Annotated in this window: 15 protein-coding genes; 13 read left to right on the top strand and 2 right to left on the bottom strand. The window is 40.7% G+C overall.

What is annotated here, in order from left to right; genetic code table 11:
- Window positions 1–19 precede the first annotated feature (19 nt).
- Window positions 20–1162, bottom strand: coding sequence for a DNA cytosine methyltransferase (locus DESMER_RS06015; protein ID WP_014902179.1), 1143 nt, complete (start codon window positions 1160–1162; stop codon window positions 20–22).
- A 375-nt stretch (window positions 1163–1537) separates the two neighbouring features.
- Between DESMER_RS06015 and greA the strand changes: the two genes are divergently transcribed.
- From greA to DESMER_RS06065, 10 genes are all read left to right on the top strand, one after another.
- The gene (gene greA / locus DESMER_RS06020) at window positions 1538–2008 is read left to right on the top strand and encodes a transcription elongation factor GreA (RefSeq protein ID WP_014902180.1); all 471 of its coding nucleotides are present in this window, start codon (window positions 1538–1540) and stop codon (window positions 2006–2008) included.
- Between the two features lie 855 nt (window positions 2009–2863).
- Entirely contained in the window at window positions 2864–4051 is a 1188-nt protein-coding gene (locus tag DESMER_RS24290) for an ATP-binding protein (protein WP_242831052.1), read from the top strand.
- A 148-nt stretch (window positions 4052–4199) separates the two neighbouring features.
- Window positions 4200–4394 carry a helix-turn-helix transcriptional regulator gene (locus DESMER_RS06030; protein WP_014902182.1) on the top strand — a complete coding sequence of 65 codons (195 nt, stop codon included), beginning with the start codon at window positions 4200–4202 and terminating at the stop codon, window positions 4392–4394.
- Between the two features lie 5 nt (window positions 4395–4399).
- A complete protein-coding gene (locus DESMER_RS06035; protein WP_014902183.1) occupies window positions 4400–4840 on the top strand; it encodes a DUF6773 family protein in 441 nt (146 codons plus the stop codon).
- Window positions 4841–5051: 211 nt separating this feature from the next.
- The gene (locus tag DESMER_RS06040) at window positions 5052–5828 is read left to right on the top strand and encodes a DeoR/GlpR family DNA-binding transcription regulator (protein WP_014902184.1); all 777 of its coding nucleotides are present in this window, start codon (window positions 5052–5054) and stop codon (window positions 5826–5828) included.
- A gap of 88 nt (window positions 5829–5916) precedes the next feature.
- Entirely contained in the window at window positions 5917–7089 is a 1173-nt protein-coding gene (locus DESMER_RS06045; protein ID WP_014902185.1) for a DegT/DnrJ/EryC1/StrS family aminotransferase, read from the top strand.
- 765 nt (window positions 7090–7854) lie between these two features.
- Window positions 7855–9432: a [FeFe] hydrogenase, group A gene (locus tag DESMER_RS06050; RefSeq protein ID WP_014902186.1), complete on the top strand. Its 1578-nt coding sequence runs from the start codon at window positions 7855–7857 to the stop codon at window positions 9430–9432.
- A 16-nt stretch (window positions 9433–9448) separates the two neighbouring features.
- Window positions 9449–10225: a 4Fe-4S dicluster domain-containing protein gene (locus tag DESMER_RS06055; protein WP_014902187.1), complete on the top strand. Its 777-nt coding sequence runs from the start codon at window positions 9449–9451 to the stop codon at window positions 10223–10225.
- A 29-nt stretch (window positions 10226–10254) separates the two neighbouring features.
- Entirely contained in the window at window positions 10255–11478 is a 1224-nt protein-coding gene (gene nrfD / locus DESMER_RS06060; protein ID WP_014902188.1) for an NrfD/PsrC family molybdoenzyme membrane anchor subunit, read from the top strand.
- Between the two features lie 364 nt (window positions 11479–11842).
- A complete protein-coding gene (locus DESMER_RS06065; protein ID WP_014902189.1) occupies window positions 11843–12874 on the top strand; it encodes a 4Fe-4S dicluster domain-containing protein in 1032 nt (343 codons plus the stop codon).
- Window positions 12875–12878: 4 nt separating this feature from the next.
- On the opposite strand, the gene DESMER_RS06070 is transcribed toward DESMER_RS06065, so the two are convergent.
- A complete protein-coding gene (locus DESMER_RS06070; protein ID WP_014902190.1) occupies window positions 12879–13109 on the bottom strand; it encodes a hypothetical protein in 231 nt (76 codons plus the stop codon).
- Between the two features lie 486 nt (window positions 13110–13595).
- Here DESMER_RS06070 and DESMER_RS06075 point away from each other — a divergent pair, with 486 nt between their 5' ends.
- The 3 genes from DESMER_RS06075 to DESMER_RS06085 all read left to right on the top strand — a co-directional run bounded on the left by DESMER_RS06075 (window position 13596) and on the right by DESMER_RS06085 (window position 17499).
- Window positions 13596–15818 carry an RCC1 domain-containing protein gene (locus DESMER_RS06075; RefSeq protein ID WP_014902191.1) on the top strand — a complete coding sequence of 741 codons (2223 nt, stop codon included), beginning with the start codon at window positions 13596–13598 and terminating at the stop codon, window positions 15816–15818.
- A gap of 281 nt (window positions 15819–16099) precedes the next feature.
- Entirely contained in the window at window positions 16100–16657 is a 558-nt protein-coding gene (locus DESMER_RS06080; protein WP_014902192.1) for a hypothetical protein, read from the top strand.
- A gap of 326 nt (window positions 16658–16983) precedes the next feature.
- The gene (locus DESMER_RS06085) at window positions 16984–17499 is read left to right on the top strand and encodes a hypothetical protein (protein WP_014902193.1); all 516 of its coding nucleotides are present in this window, start codon (window positions 16984–16986) and stop codon (window positions 17497–17499) included.
- The last annotated feature ends 231 nt before the right edge of the window (window positions 17500–17730 follow it).

Here is a 17730-nt window from a genome sequence, read left to right on the forward strand (position 1 = left end):
GAATGCCTAGGCCAAATGTTTATAATTGTTCATGGACAGAGGTGCCACGAGTTCGCCGTGTTATTATTACTGCCTTATTGTTAGCAACAGCAATTAGCATTTGCCCAATTGCTATACCTAACCCAGTAGGAACCGCGTTGCCTATTTGTCGGTAACAATCAGTAAGTCTGCCTTCTATTCTCCAATTGTCAGGGAACTGTTGAATACGAGCATATTCTTTTACAGATAGTGCTCTGTCTTGGGTAGGATGGCAAAGCATTGTAGCCTTTTGAACAGGACTTGTCACTAGAGTAGGTGAGGGTTGGTCATAATCTAAACGGCGATAAAAGCCTGCATTTCCACCTCCGCTCTTGAATGCACCACCCATTGCAGTGCGAACCACTTCAGGGGGTAAGTTCCTCCAATTGCCGCCCATGGGGATATCTCTCAAATAAGACAGTCGTTCTGGGGAAAATGTCGCAAATAACCCCGGATCAGCCTCTAAATCTTCAATGGCATCGCGCAGAGTTCTCCAGCGATAAGAGGAATTTTGATGGGTCTGAAAATGGGTGGGTATAGGTAAAAATATGTTTTCATTGTCACGGGAACCTAAGATTATAAGTCTTTCTCTAAATTGGGGAACCCCGTAGTGAGCTGCATCCAGAATACCATAAACGAGTTTATATCCTAATTTATTAAACTCTTGTTTTATGACCTCGAATACTGAACCGGCAATTTCATCGGGTTCTATGGGGCAATCTCTACGCTCACCAAGTGGTCGCTGATTTATGGCTGCTGACAACAAACCTTTCACATTTTCCATGACAAAAAAGCGAGGTCGCACAACACTTATCACGTGAATGAATTCCATAAATAAACTACCGCGTGGATCATTTGTGCCCAAACGTTTACCTGCTGTACTAAATGGTTGACAGGGAGGGCCGCCCACTACAGCAAAAGCTTCGCCGGTTTTAAGTCCGGATGGATCAAGCAAGAACCTACAGTTGGGGTCATTTGCCACCAATTGACGAATATCCCCATGTACAAACTGACGATTGTTTGCGGCCATGGTACGCGCACACCATTGGTCGATATCCTGCGCTATTTTAATATCCAATCCCGCTTGCTCTAAACCTAAATCTAAACCCATTGCGCCACTAAACAAAGAGATAACGGGATACATCCGGAAAACTCCTTCCTGAAAATAACATACTGCTTGTATTCTGCAAACTTAATGGTTATTCCTTTAATAATTCTCTTTAAGGCTAAACAACAGCAGCGCAGCTCTGACTGAAGTTTTTAGAAATTGTTCATAATGTAATGTCTAATCCTGTAAGGTAGTTATAGCTATTGGGTATTGTTAAAACTCCTAATGGATAAGAACTGAATCCTTGACAATATTTTGCAAGATTCATATAATAACGAGTAATGTAATTAAAGATTATTATGAAGATAAGATTCTAGACAATAATGATTAAGCATAAGAGGGTTTAATAGTGTGCGGGACGATAAAAAAGAGTGCAAAAATGAGTAGGGCGAGAAAAGGGAGAGAGATACTATGGCTGAAAAAGAAGTTATTTTAACATTAGAAGGCCTCAAGAAGTTAGAGGAAGAGTTAGAGCTAACTAAAACCGTAAAGAGGCGGGAAGTTGCCTCGCGCATTAAGCAGGCTATAGACTTTGGGGATATTAGTGAGAACTCCGAGTACGATGATGCGAAAAATGACCAAGCCTTTATTGAAGGGCGGATTATTACTCTTGAGAAAATGCTTAGGAATGCGCGGATTATTGATGAACTAGAGGGAACTGACACTGTGGCCGTTGGGGCAAAAGTCCGTCTTAAAGACTTGGAATTTGGAGATGAGGAAGAGTATTTTATTGTCGGCTCAGCAGAGGCTGATCCTGGCACGAATAAAATATCCAATGAATCTCCGGTGGGAAAAGCAGTCTTGGGTCAAACTAAAGGGTCTGTTGTGGAGGTAAATGTTCCGGCAGGTGTCATACGCTATCAAATTCTAGATATTAAATAAGCGTCCTAAGAAAGTCGAATCCTGGGATAGGTTGATTTTACCGCTCCCCCTAATTCAAAAGTGAGAGATTGCATGTGGAAATGCTCTAGCTAAATGCTAGGGCATTTTTTTTGCGGTTCTTTTGTTCATTCGACTGGATACTTCAATTTTTCCGAAAGTTTCATGAAAATAGCAGGAATATCAGGGACAACGTGGAAGTATCAAATTGATAAACAATTAGTAATCTCCCAGTTTTTGGGCTTTAGGAGGATCATGTTGAGCACTGATTTAGAAAAACAAAACATGAGAATTAGGTGTGACATTAGGATTATTAACCATAAAAGGATGAAATGCCTATCAATCATGTTTTTGATCTTAATCTCCATTATATTATTGATCGATAATAATAACAGAGTCACAGGCTTATGGCATACTAATAATGCCTATAAATTATTATGCTATATTCATATATCCTATTTTTGCATAGCGGTCTATGGTATCTTGATCACTTATTTAGATAAAGAATCTCAAAAAGAAATCTATTTGCAGGTTAATCTATTTCTGGGTCTAAACATGAGTTCCTTACTATCGGGCTGGGTATCTCCCTACCTTAATGGTCAAATTTCAGTATATATTATTTGTTGTCTTTGTATCTCGATTTTGTTTCCGTTAAGACCTAAATACTCAATTCTTTTATTTATACAATCTTATTTACTCCTGATAGTTGGCTTATATATAAATCAGACAAACTTAGAAACTTTTCAAGCTAATATAATGAATGCTTCTTTAGTCTTCCCCATGGCACTTTTAATTTCAATCATCCTTTATAGATATACTGAAAGAGAATTATATAATAAATACAATTTGGAGTGGTTAGTGAAGGAACGAACAAGTGAATTGTTGAATGCAAATAAATTACTTAAATCTGAGATTTCTGAACGGGAACAGATGCAAACGGAAAAAATAGAGCAACTTACCAAATACTTAACCTTAGAGGCGGAACTTTCTCGCAGTAACCAATTTATTGCGGATATTATAAAGAATATGCCAGATGTTTTTTTTGCTATCGATAAGAACTGGCAAATAACCTATATCAATCGTGCTGGAGAAATTACTTTCGCCAAATCTCACGCTGAGTTAGCAGGGAAAATAATAACTGAATTAGCCTGGGTAACTGACACCGTCCTAAATCACTTCTACGAGGTACTGACTGAAAAGAAGTCGGTCTCCTTTGAATTCTTGTCTAAGGAGTTAGAGGATAAATGGCTGGAAGTTAGGGCGTACCCAATGGAAGGCGGCCTGACTTGTTATCTTAGAGATATTACAAGCCGAAAAATAACAGAATACGAATTAGCAAGACTTGATCGACTTTACCTTGTGGGGCAATTAGCCTCAGGACTTGCTCATGAAATTCGCAATCCACTTACAGTAGTACGTGGATATCTACAACTATTGGGCTCGAAATCAGTGTTTGGAGACCAAAAGTCAACCTTCGAGCTAATGATTTCCGAATTGGATCGGGCTAATGCCATCATCACCGAATTTCTTTCCCTCGCTCAGATCAAACAAGCAGACCTGAAAACCATAAATCTAAATGAAATCCTCAATAATTTATATCCGCTTTTAAGCGCCGATGCTATTAATCAAAATAAACAAATTCATCTCCTTCTTAGTGAGATTCCCGACCTACAGCTAAATTGTAAAGAAATCTCTCAAATGGTTCTGAATTTAGTCCGCAATGGTCTGGAATCTATGGATGAAGGCCGCTCAATTACGATAAGAAGTTTTAGAGAAGATAATATGGCCGCCCTCGAGATTATTGACCAGGGATGTGGTATACCACAAGAAAACCTTAACAAGCTGGGAACCCCTTTCTTTACGACTAAAAACTACGGCACGGGGCTTGGGTTAGCGACATCTTATAGAATTGCTGAATCTCACAATGCTAAGATTCGTGTCCTTTCTAATTCTACTGGGACAAGTTTCTGCATCCTGTTTCCGATACCAGAACAAGGACAGGACGCCAGTAAATCTGTAGCTGGACTCCATTCATTTTCCGCTTGACAAATTTAATCGATTAGGAAAGCTCTACCTTCTTAGCGCTTTATGGCATAAAGCGGCAAGAAGGTAGAGCTATTTTTGTATAATGCAATATATATTTTACAAAATGATATATATAGTGTATAATTTGCAATGTAAGGAGGGCGGGTTATTGAAGAATCTTAAAATGAAATCAGCAAGAGCTATTTTAGATATGTCTCAAGAGGAACTGGCAGAAGCAGTGGGGGTAACAAGACAAACTATCGGTATGATTGAAGCTGGGAAGTTTAATCCATCATTACAATTGTGCATAGCTATCTGCAAAACCTTAGGTAAAACATTAAACGATATTTTTTGGGAGGGATAAAGAGGATGAACGATGAAAGAATTGAGCAAGCAAAAAATAAAATCAGAAGTGAAATAGCTATGATAGTATTTATAGGCGTAGTTTTTTCGTTTTTAGTAAAAACTTTGATACTGAATATGAGTTTGGAGGAATGTATTACTGAATATGTAATTATGATATTTTTCCCGCTCTATCAGTTTATAAGAATGCATATCCTGAAGGTAAGTGTTTACAGTAAGAGTAAGCAACCCATAAGGAATTTAGGTATAACAATTTTAGTATTAGTGGTCATATCAGCGGTGGTCATTTTCAATTCGATACAGGAGTCCCCAGTATATGACTGGCAAAATTCAGTAGTGGGTATAAGTTCTTTTTTAGCACTATTTATCGTGATCTTTAGTGCTGCCAATAAGTATAATCGCTACAAAGGTCATAAGTACGAACAAGAATTTGATGATGATAAATAAGCTCAATTCAAAGTGGTTATTTGTATTAAAAGCGGTCTTTTTCCCTTGTAGAAGTGGAAGAGACCGCTTTGCTTTATGTTATGAAGTGAAATGTGGGTATGGCCGATCTCTTCTCTTAACTCAAAAAAGCAAATTAATGCATGATCGTGCAGAAATTGCTGTGTAAAACAGCAAAAAACGTGATATAATTAGCAACGAGGAGTTGTTAACTATGTTTGCTGAGGAACGTCAAGAGGTAATCCTTAGAAAACTTAAGTCTCTCGGTAGGGTATTTGCCAAAGAGCTGGCGCAAGAATTTGAAGTTTCCATTGATACCATTCGCAGAGACCTGACGACCATGGAACAAAAGGGTCTTATAAAAAGAACCCACGGAGGGGCGGTACCTTTATCAAAGGTCAGAAGATTTCCCATCGATGATCGCATTAGGTTTAGTGAGGGAACTGAGCATCAAAATGCAGTGGCTAAGCTGGCTACTTCATTTATCGAGCCGGGGGATACTATTTTTATCGGCGGGGCCAGTATCCACTATGTTTTGTTGAAATATCTACCGGTTGATTGGAATTATACTGTAATCACGAATTCACTGGTTATTGCTGATAAACTTCAACATCACCGCAATATTGAAACCTATATCGTCTGCGGAAAAGTTAAAAGTGAAGAAGGAATCGTCGATCCTTTAGCCACTGAATTCATGAGAAGCTTACGCTTAGATACGGCTTTCTTAACCGGTGGAGGAATCTCGGCAAAACATGGTCTGAGCAGCTCAACTCCCGAAGGAGCAATTTTTCAAAGAACCGTAGCAGAAGTTTCACGTCAAACTGTATGCCTGGCTAATTTTGACAAAGTGGGAACGGAATTTTTTGCCAAAACCATTGATTTGCAGGATCTAGACATACTCATTACTGATTGGGAAGCACCCGATGAGGAAATTGAGAAAATTGAAGGGTTAGGGGTTAAGGTCTTAATCGCCCAGGAAGATTTACTTTAGCCGAAGAATGCTGAATAGGAAAGAGATAGATGCTAACCAAACCAAGCTGGATTGAGATCTTGAGATAATATTATGGAGGGGTTTAATAGTGTACAAAAAAATACCTTTTTCACCACCGGACATAACTGAAGAAGAAATTTCCGCCGTTTCAGAAATTCTAAGATCCGGCTGGATCACAACAGGGCCAAACACAGCATTGTTTGAAAAAGAATTAGCAGATTATTGCGGTACCCAGTATGCAGTTGCGTTAAACAGTGCTACAGCAGGCATGGAGCTGATTTTGAAAGTGTTAGGTATAGGTGGGGATGATGAAGTGATAACAACTCCTTACACCTATGCTGCGACCGCCAATGTACTTGTTCATCGTGGAATTATGCCCACCTTTGTCGATGTTAAGAAAGGGAGCTTTCTGATTGATGAAGAGAAGATTTATAGCGCGATTACACCAAAGACAAAGGCGATAATGACCGTTGACATTGCCGGAGTGCCGGTTGACTATGATGCTATAAGGCAGATCCTCAAAACACTAGGTCGCGAAGATATAACTTTGATTTCCGATTCCGCTCATTCCTTCGGGGCTGCGTATAAGGGACAGAAAGTGGGAGGGCAGATGGATTTCCATGTGTTTTCTTTTCATGCTGTAAAGAACTTAACCACAGCAGAAGGAGGAGCTATTACTTATAATGACAACAGTTTTAAGGGCAAAGAAGACTTATATCGAGAATTCAAATATACATCCTTACATGGCCAAAATAAGGATGCTTTGTCAAAAACCCAGGCCGGTGCTTGGAAATATGATATCTTGACCGATGGATTCAAATGCAATATGACGGATATTATGGCAGCAATTGGGCGGGTTCAACTACGAAGGCATGAAGAAATGATCAGAAAAAGAGCCGAAATCCATGAAGTATATAGCGAAATACTTGGCGCAAAAGAATGGGCGATTCTGCCTCTTGATAAAAATCATGAAGTAGCAACAAACTATCATTTATATACCCTGAGGCTGAAGGATTTTAGTGAGGAACAAAGAGATCGAGTAATAAGGATGTTAGGTGAGAGAGATATTGCCACAAATGTACACTTTATGCCGCTGCCGATGTTCACCTTCTATAGGAACCTGGGTTATAGACTGGAAGATTATCCGAATGCCCATGCCCAGTATGCCAATGAAATCACACTTCCCCTTTATTCGAAGCTGACGGTTGATGAAGCGGAATATGTAGCTAAGGAACTTATCGAGTGTATTGAAATGATTTAGCAGGATCGAAATCGGGATTATGGGGATGTAGATATAAAAATTCTAAATATCCCAATAGATAATTGCTATTACGGAGAGAATTAGAACAAGTAGATAGAAAAAAGCGGAAGCCTTTTTATGCAGGCTTCCGTTCTAATTTTCGATGATTTTTGCGTCCAAAGGATTTTTAAACCAGTATATTTCTTTTTGTTAATAGATTAGTAGGGCTGTTGGTTTTTACAATAAGTAAATGAGCTCAAAGCCTACCCAGCAGGCCTTTCCAGCCCTTTTGAAACTATATGTTCAATAGTTTCAAAACCTTCCAAATGTTTATTTAACTACTAAAAATATTTTTTATGTACTTAAACGTGACAGATAATATGAAGAGATTAAACTATAGAGAGTTGAATGTTTCGGAAAAACAAACATTAAAGAAAGGAGCACAAAATCTTAAGGTTAGAGATTTCTGAATTGCGTCAGCGGGTCGCACAACCATTATTGTTTATTTAGCTATTATTATCCATAACCAATCCAAATTGCAACCCATTTTTATTTTGATTTTTATTTTGTTAAATTTCGTGTACACGATTAGACTCAGAACTCTTATATTGATTACTCTGTGACATTTAAGTGTAATAGTTCACAAAAAATAAAGGTTTTAGCTTTTAGACAATTTAAAAATTTTAAATATTCAAAGGCCTTGGTTAAAAATGCAAATCGACTGCTTTGGATAAGATTCAACAGCAATTTTGCATGAGAGTTTACTAAAAAGAGGTGGCAAAACACATGGCAAGCAAAGCAGTGAAAAATTTGTCTAGACGTTCTTTTCTCAAGTTTGTTGGAGGAACAGCAGGTTTGGTCGGTATCTCGCTAAACTTGACTGGTTGTGGAGACCCAGCAACAGCTGATGAAGCCATTGGCGGCAATGGCTGGATGCCGACCCAATACAACGCACCAGGTAACTGGCCTACCAACGTTCGCGGTCGCGTTCCCATTGATCCAGCGAACCCGGCTATTGTCAGAGATGACCAAAAGTGTATTCTTTGTGGACAATGTATTGAAGTATGTGAGCGAATTCAATCGGTTTTTGGAAATTATGAACTGCCCATTAAAAAGGATTTTGTTTGTGTAAATTGCGGGCAATGTATTCAATGGTGCCCATCCGGAGCAATTTCAGAACGGGATGATATTAATAAAGTATTCAAAGCTCTCGCAGATCCCAACGTCACAGTTGTAGTGCAGACTGCGCCGGCAACCCGTATTGGTCTGGGCGAAGAATTTGGTATGCCTGTAGGAACCAATGTTCAGGGCAAACAAGTTGCAGCCTTGAGAAAGCTAGGGTTTGACGTAGTTTTTGATACTAACTTCACAGCTGACCTGACCATTATGGAAGAAGGCACAGAGCTGGTTAAACGTGTCACTGGCGAATTGCATCACCCTATTCCGCAGATGACATCATGCTGCCCGGGCTGGGTTAAGTTTGTGGAATATTTCTATCCTGAGCTTATTCCTAATTTATCATCAGCAAAGTCTCCACAGCAGATGGAAGGCGCTTTGATTAAAACCTATTTCGCAGAGAAGAAAGAAGTAGATCCCAAAAAGATTTTTTCAGTTTCCATCATGCCTTGTACAGCAAAGAAATTTGAATGTCAACGCCCGGAAATGAATTCAGCCAGTAAAGAGTTAAATGACAGTAATGTTTCACCTGATGTAGATGTAGTTCTTACAACAAGGGAACTTGCCAGAATGATTAAGCGAGCCGGTATCGATTTCGCTTCCCTTCCGGAAGAGGAGTACGATAAGTTGATGGGTACCGGAACAGGTGCAGGAGTAATTTTCGGCACGACCGGTGGCGTTATGGAAGCTGCTGTACGTTCTGCCTATTTTCTGATAACTGGGCAACAGCCCCCCGCGGCCTTATGGAATTTAACTCCGGTAAGAGGAATGCAGGGTGTTAAAGAAGCCGCAGTTAATATTCCCGGTGTAGGAGATGTAAAAGTTGCTGTAATTTCCGGTCTGGCTAACGCCAGAAAGGTAATGGATCAGATGAAAGCAGGGAATGCTCCTTGGGCTTTCATGGAGATAATGGCTTGTCCCGGAGGCTGTGAATATGGCGGCGGTCAACCCCGTGCTTCATCACCTCCTTCAGACGAAGATCGCAATAGACGTGCTGCGTCTTTATACAATATTGATGCCAAGGCCAAATTGCGCAACAGTCATGATAATCCGGAGATCAAACAAATCTATGCCGATTTCTTAACCGCTCCGATGAGCGAAAAAGCAGAAGAACTTCTGCATACACATTATGTTTCCAGGGCTGATGATTTTATTCCTAAAAAATCCGAAGACAAAAAAATATTTTAAGTAGGAGGTGGAAAAAATGGCAAAGGGAGTACTCGTAGATATACCAAAATGTATAGGCTGTGAAAGCTGTTCGGTCGCCTGTAAATTGTGGAATGAACTTGAATGGGATGAGCAGGAAAAAAACAAGACTGCTGTAGACAGAGCAAAGGAACCCAACAATGGCTTATGGCCTGAAGAATGGACATCGATAAATCGTTTTGACCTGGAAAAAGACGGCGAATCCGTGGCACGATATGTCAAAACTCAATGTATGCACTGTGAAGATCCCGCTTGTGTATCATCATGTTTCTCCAAGGCATTCCAGAAGCTTCCCGAAGGACCGGTTATCTATGATCAGTCGCTGTGTGTAGGCTGCCGTTACTGCATGATGGCATGTCCATTTGACATCCTGAGATACGAATGGAAGAAAGCCATTCCTGGAGTAAGGAAATGTCAAATGTGCGCCACAAGAGTCGCTAATAACCAGGAAACTGCCTGTACCTCAGTGTGCCCGACAGGAGCAATTACCTTTGGGGACAGAGAGGAATTACTGGCCGAAGCCAAAAAGAGAATCAAAGAACACGGTTATGTAGATAGAGTATTTGGAGAGAAAGAAGCAGGAGGAACATCCTGGCTTTATATCTCAGATACCCCGTTTGAGCAGATGAGATTCAGAACGGATGTAACAACCAAGCCGTTGCCTTCTTATACAGAAGGATATATGAAAGCTACACCATTTGTGGGAGTTGGCTGGGCAGCCATATTAGCCGGATTATATGTCTATAACAATAAAGGCAAGGAACCTCTAGATTAATACATTAAAAACAGAATGGAGGGAAATGTATGGAACTCGTCACTACCGTTTTAAGTAAAGCAGGCGCTAAAAAGTCCACCGTGAAGTGGAAGTTTAAAATGACCCCCATGAGATGGGTTTTTGCGGGCATAGCGGCTGCAGCTATAGCAGTAATCCTGGTGCGTTTTGTCTTAGGCCTGGGTGCGACAACCAACCTAAACGACCAATGGCCATGGGGACTCTGGATTTCTTTTGACGTGTTGTTGGGGGTAGCCCTGGCAGGAGGCGGATATGGAACAGCCCTTATAGTATATGTGCTTCGCCGGGATAAGTTTTATCCCATCGCAAGAAGTGCAATGTTGACATCATTATTAGGTTATATTGTTGTTGTACTTGGTTTATTGATTGAAGTAGGACAATGGTTCAACTTCTGGAGACCTTACGTATCATGGGGACATGCCAGTGTATTGTTTGAAGTATTTTGGTGTATTTCTTGTTATACAGTGATTCAGATCTTGGAATTCTGCGAAGTAGGAACCGAGAAAGTATTTAAAGGGGCACACAAATACCTGAAGAAAGCAATGCCTGTAATGCTGATCATTGGTATTACACTGCCAACCTTGCACCAATCATCACTGGGCCAACTGTTTTATCTAATGGTAGGTAAAGTGAACCCACTTTGGTGGACTGCATTTCTGCCGGTGTTCTTCCTGTTATCCTCATTCTTCGTTGGGGCAGGTATGATTGTTATCGAAAGCACTTTAGCCGGGAAGGCACTCAATCATAAAGTAGAAGTCCCAGTTTTAAGAGGGTTAGTCAAAATATCTGCCGGAGCTATGATCTTGTATCTGATGTTAAAGATTACGGATATGGTGGTAAGAGGAACCTTTGCCAATGCTTTTGCCTTTGATTTGCCTGGTATCATGTTCCTGTGCGAACTGTTCTTTGGGGTAATAATTCCCATAATCATAGCATTCAGTTCCTTGTCCAGCACCCGTAAGGGCTTGATCTGGTTTGGAATACTTACCGTCAGCGGAGTTGTTATGAACAGGTTTGATGTACTGTTCACAGGAATGGGAAAATATCTGAACCAACACGGCGGATCTTATGTCCCTGCCTTGTCAGAGTTTGTTGTCAGCTTAGGACTAGTGTCAATAGCTTGTTTGGCCTACCTATTCATAGCTGAAAACTTCAATATCTTAGGCCATCATGGGTCAGAACATGCCGATGATACAGAGATTAAAGCTGGTAAATACGCTTCCACTGCGAAATAAGCATTTAGCTTAAGTTATCCATTTAATCCCTCTGATTAATTTCAGAGGGATTGAGTGGATATATGAAAATTAATTACTTGCCCAAAATTGATACGATACACGATATTCTATCTAGAATGTTGACTAAACCTCCAAGGTTAGATAAGCTTCTGCTTGAAAGAGCACTTGAAAGAGCCAACTCAACTTAGGACAGATTAATCAATGTCTGTTATTTAAGTTTTAGTTATAGATAAAAATGGGCTAATGAACTGAATCAAATGATCAAGAATTTACTGCTATGATTCTATTTTAGATGTGGAATAACTTCTGGGTTGCTGAACAGTCTCTAGTTGGGAACATATAACCGTTCAGAAGAGGTGTCTTAATGACGAATAATTTTCAGATTGTATATAATCAAAATAATTGTCTCAATGCAAAAAAGGCCTCTGATAATCTTTGCCGGTTATGTATCGATTCCTGTCCTCATCAAGCCATTTCCATATATCGTGAACTTGATGCTAAGCGCTGCACAGAGTGCGGGATTTGCACGGCAGTATGTCCCAGTGACGGATTTGTCTATCGCGATATAGATAAGCTCTATGAGTATCTCAAAAGTTCAGAGAAAATTGTTTTAAACTGCCCACAAGCAATTCCGGCAGGTCATGAAATCCCTTGCCTGGGGATTTTTGACCGGGATTTATGGCTGACTCTAATGTTATATGCTCGGGAGAAGGAATTAACCATATTCACCGGAGTGTGTTCAGATTGTCCGGATAAAAAAGCATGCGGAATAAGTGTGCAGATTTTTATGGAATTGCACAACGCATGGGAAAATCATCCGCCGGTATTGATAAAGGTTGCAGCTGACGATGGAGACAGTGAATCAACGGTGTCAGCTCAAGCCCAGAACGAGAGTAGGGGCTGGCGGGACATCGGACGTGAGAAATTTGAAGCAATCCGAGGGGCGAATACTTCCCTTGAGCCATATCTTATTCCCAAGACTCGGCAGTTCTTAGAGGAAACCTGGAAATTCCGAAAATCCGAGATTGAGGTACTTCCTATTGCCGCATTAAAGGTGAGCAATCGCTGTACAAATTGCGGGGAATGTCCAGAGATTTGCCCCCAGGGTGCGTTAACAAAAACGGACACCAAGGAACAGCTGACCTTGATTTATGAACCACTGAAATGCGTCCACTGTCAAAGATGTGTCAGTATATGCCGCTCAAAAGCTATAAGTATGGAAGTTAAATCCTTATCTTATCGATTGCTTACCGGCAAAGTTCTTTTGTATCAAGGAAAGCGACGATTTTGCACTTCATGTAACAAACAAGTGTTTGATGACTTCGAGCCACCTTTGTGTATGGCTTGTGCGACAAGAGAATACGATGAGCGACTATTATCCCTTGGCTCACATTAACATGTTAATTATAATTTGTAACCATGATAATTATTGTATAGATGAATAGGGAGGCTACGATAATACTCGCTGAAATAATCCCTCTTCTTCTATCTTCTTGGGCTGCTAATACAGTGGCAGTATAGTTGTTCGGTGTCCTTAAATAGTAGATAGCTGCAGTTCCTTTGGTAGTGGGATTGAAGTTCTCATTTATCTTTTTCTTGCGGTTATCAATTACATAATATCTCCCTCTCATAAACTTCTCTCCTTTTCAGGTAATATGTTAATGGCACCTTAGCAAATCTTAATAATCTAGCTGCCCCACGGAATATACATTTTTGTAGTTCTTGACCTGATTTTGACGACATCACTTCCTCTTTCTTCTCATTACATAGAAAGTTCACGAAGTATTCTGAATTTCCTGCCTATCGACATTATTAATTGATTGTCGACTATTTTTGTGCGTCTGTCAAGCCGGTAATAGATTTATGCAGCCATGCTGCCCCAGAATCGGAAACGTTTCCGATTCTGGGGCAGTATCTTTTATCTGAGGTTTGTTCACTTATACTTGGCCTAAGATTTTGTAATAAAGTTACAGTTAAGCCAGGGTAGAATTACATTCATTAAGATGTTTTAGATTAATGTAGCATCATTAATTCCCAGATATTTGCACTTGAAGGTTAATCCAAAGTACGGTTAAATAATATTTGTTCTGAAAAATAATTATTTAAAAGGAGACTATATGCTAAAAAAACCACTGAGAAAAAAGATATCTAGTTGCTTTATGGCTCTTATGCTTCTAGGAATGCTTCTTCCTGCCTCAGTAGTTTTAAATTCTACACCGGCATTGGCTGCAGAAGTTTCAGTCCAAGCAGGAAGCGCTAGTTTATCAACGATTTCAGCTGGCTTTGTGCATAGCCTGGCTCTTGACAGTGACGGGAGCGTTTGGGCTTGGGGAGATAATTCAGAGGGTCAATTAGGCAATAATCGCAGTGATCTTCATAATAGTGCAACTCCTGTTAAAGTTAACGATTTGACAAACGTTATCGCTGTTGCTGCAGGCGGTGCCCATTCATTGGCCTTGAAAAAGGACGGCACAGTTTGGGGCTGGGGAAATAATGAGTACGGACAGGGTGGATATGGCAAGATCGAATTAATTGCCGGAGGGCCGAGTTATTACATGCCCGATGAGTTTCTTAGATCATATACCCCTCTTCAAGTTCAAGGCCTAACGGATATTATTGCCATCGCAGCAGGAATGGACTATAGTCTAGCCTTAAAGTCTGATGGGACGGTTTGGGCTTGGGGAAGTGAACCATATGGAAATCAACTCACGAATACCTCCGGCGGGTTTTCCAATATACCTGCCCAAATTCAAATTGATAGCTACGGCAACAAATTAACCGATATCACTAAAATATCTGCCGGAAGTGCCTTTGCTTTAGCCTTGAAAAAAGATGGAACAGTGTGGACCTGGGGCGGCCTGCTCGTGGATGATCAAGGAGTCCACAATTCCGTCGCTCATGCTCAGCAGGTTTTATCTCTTTCAGATGTCGTAAGTATTAGTGCAGGGTACAGTCATAGCCTTGCTCTAAAAAGCGATGGGACTGTTTGGGGATGGGGATCCAATGATTTATTTCAACTCGGTGATCGTAATTCCGCAGAGAATTGGAGTACCCCCCTGCAAATTAGTGGCTTAAATCACGTGCATGGTATAGTCGCAGGAACTTATCTCAGCATGGCCCTAAAAACCGACGGCACCGTATGGTCCTGGGGGGCTAACATCTGGGGGCAGCTTGGAAACGCTGCTGATTTTGAAACAGAGCCCCTGGTAAAGAATCCTGTTCAAGTCAAAGAATTAAAGAATGTGACAGCCATCGCTTCAGGCTTTGGGTTCAATATTGCCCGCCAAAATGGTGGGAGTATCTGGGCATGGGGAGTTAATAGTGATGGTCAGCATGGTAACGGCTCCTATGGTGGATCCTATGAAATAGGGGATTTCACCGGAGGTAGCAGTTCCCCTGTGAAAAGCTCGGCTCAAGTTGGGTCATTCGACAATACTGCTTTTACAAGGCTTGCGGGCAACGATGCCATGGACACGTCGGTAAAAATATCTCAAGAGGGTTGGCCTAATGGGGCTTCGACAGTCATTTTGGCGACTGTTGTTAATTTTCCTGATGCGCTGGCCGCCGCCCCTCTGGCTCATGAATATGATGCTCCTGTCTTGCTTACTGAGAGCACACACTTAACGCCTGCTGTGGAAGAAGAGCTTCAGCGCTTAAATCCCTCAAAAGTGATCATCGTAGGCGGGACAGCTGTCGTATCCCAAGAAGTGGAGGATCAGATTAAACAGAACTCTGATGTAACGCGTTTATCCGGATATGATCAATTTGAAACTGCGGCACAAATAGCCGAGTACTTGCTGGATGTGAACCCGGAAATCTCCGGGAAGGCTGTTATTGCCTATGGTCGGAACTTTCCTGATGCTTTAGCCATCTCCTCATGGGCTGCCTATCATGGGATTCCGATTTTGCTCACTGAACGAGGGGAGCTTCCTCCGGCAACAAAAACAGCACTGCAAAAGCTTAAGGTGACGGAAACCATCGTTGTTGGCGGGACAGCGGTTGTTAGTGCAGAGGTGGAAGGGCAGTTGACCGGTGTCAAGCGTTATTCGGGGATCGATCAGTATCAAACAGGAATTGCTATCGCTAAGGGGTTAGGCAATAGCTTTAACCAGGTGTATCTGGCAACCGGGGATAATTTTCCGGATGCGCTGGCAGGTTCAGCCTTGGCTGCCCGGACCGGAAGTCCCATTATTTTAGTAGATAAAAACCTTGACAGTACTGCTGTGACGAATTTCTTCGCGGATCACAACCTTGATATTCAACGGGCTACTGTATTAGGGGGAACTGCAGTTGTTTCGCCGCTGGTCTGGGGTAAAATTACCCGCTGCTTTACTTTATAGAACCTAATGATTCCTATTCGACGTATTATTCACGTTTTTTATATCATTTGAAGCAGAAGCCCGGTGTTGTACGCCGGGTTTCTGCTTTTATGACTTCAATCACCTTATATTTCCTCCTTAAGAGAACCCTTCATTTGTAGATGCTTATTGGAAATCTCCATATTAAGAGTTCATCATTTGGAGTAATTGTAGCTAAATATTAGACATGGAGCTACAGACAATATTGTTATAAAAAGTCATCCCCTCCAATAAGGTTTAATAAAACCTATTGGGGGAGTTATGTGAAAAAGCATATTATTCTAGGGGTAGTGCTAGGATTTTGCCTAGCGCTAATTATGCTAAACCCTTTTCTTTCGGTTAATAGCTACATAAACACAAAGGTCTTAAAACATAATTTTAATAATCAACTTGTCGTAAATCTTTCAGAATCAACCAAAGTTATGGAAACCCCTATTACTGAAAGCGGACAACTACTCTATAGTGTTTACCTGAATGATCAGACCATATTAATCAGAGGGTATATACAAATCTGGAACCTAGATGATCTGGAAAATTATTTGGTTAATAGTAAGAGAATTAGTACTTTCGATTTTCATTCCTATTCACTTCAACCGATTAAAATAGCCAATGATAACGGTTATTTAACCGAATGGACTGCATCTTTTGGTGAAAGCTACAAGATTTCGGGGTTGGAGTATTGGTTAAAAAAGTCAGATACCAGCGGGGTATTAAGGATTTCTTTTTTTACAGATACAACTTCTTTCTCTAAAGAGCAGAAAAGCTATATCGACAAAATTATTAATTCTATTACTTGGAGCAAATATGATAATGCTATATGAATTTACCCCCCTGCCTCTTTCGACGGCCATTTGTCACCCTTTCCGGGACAGGGACATATAGTACAGTGTGAAGGGTCATAGAGGTCATTCGTGGTGGTATCAACGATTTTAGTATCCCGTATGAAGCAGAAACCCGGTGTGGCGAGCCGGGTTTCTGCTATTAATGATCACCTCTTATCTGCGGGTATCTTTTTTTGATCATATTTATTCTGTTTTTTTGCAGGCTTATGTAAGAAAATGTAGAATATAAAACATTGAGTATTACTAGATTAGTTCATAAAGGTATCTTCTCACATGAAGTAGATTATCATTAAGGATGGTGCTAGATGAAGCAATTACTTCTAGACAACTGCATCGACATGGATACTGTCCTGTTCGATCTGGACAATTCCCCGTATACCGTAAATATGTTATTGTCCTTACTCAAAGCCCAAGGAACCACTAAAAATGTCAAGAAAAAGATGACCCAGTATTTTGGTAAAAAATTTAAAGCTGAGGATAGAGAGAAAGTCATCACCTATTTGAAGGGTGTAGCACATAGTATTCTTGGAACTGGTGAAGATGCTGTTAAAGAATTGGAAGAGCAGACTGGTGCAATCCTCATACAGCTAAAAACTCAAGTAGACAATGCTGAAGACACAGGTAATTTCGAGGATCTAGCCCAACAATTACCCAACATAGGAACTATTGTGGGGATCTATACTAAGCTCGGTGGCTACTTTCAGACGTGTGCAGACTTTTTGGAACAGGCTGTGAGAATTCAGAATGGACTAGGGGAGCATAAAACTGCCCAGTTAACACAGAAGGCTTTAGATAGCTATCAAAAAAAAGCTGGAATTTAAATATGACAAAATAATGACGGTAAAATGCCTAGGCATTTTACCGTCATTATTTTGTCATAAGTGAGGCATGATTACATTGGCTATGAAAAACAGACGGCACCTAACGGAGGCAAATCCATGGTCAATCATGGAGAATGGGGAATATCAGGTTATATTTTCTGTTCCTTCCGTTAACTGAGCTCTCTTAAAGAGGAAATACAGGATTACTGTGGAATGTATATGCAAAAAGAT

It is taken from the genome of Desulfosporosinus meridiei DSM 13257 (assembly GCF_000231385.2).
Taxonomy (GTDB): Bacteria; Bacillota; Desulfitobacteriia; order Desulfitobacteriales; family Desulfitobacteriaceae; genus Desulfosporosinus; species Desulfosporosinus meridiei.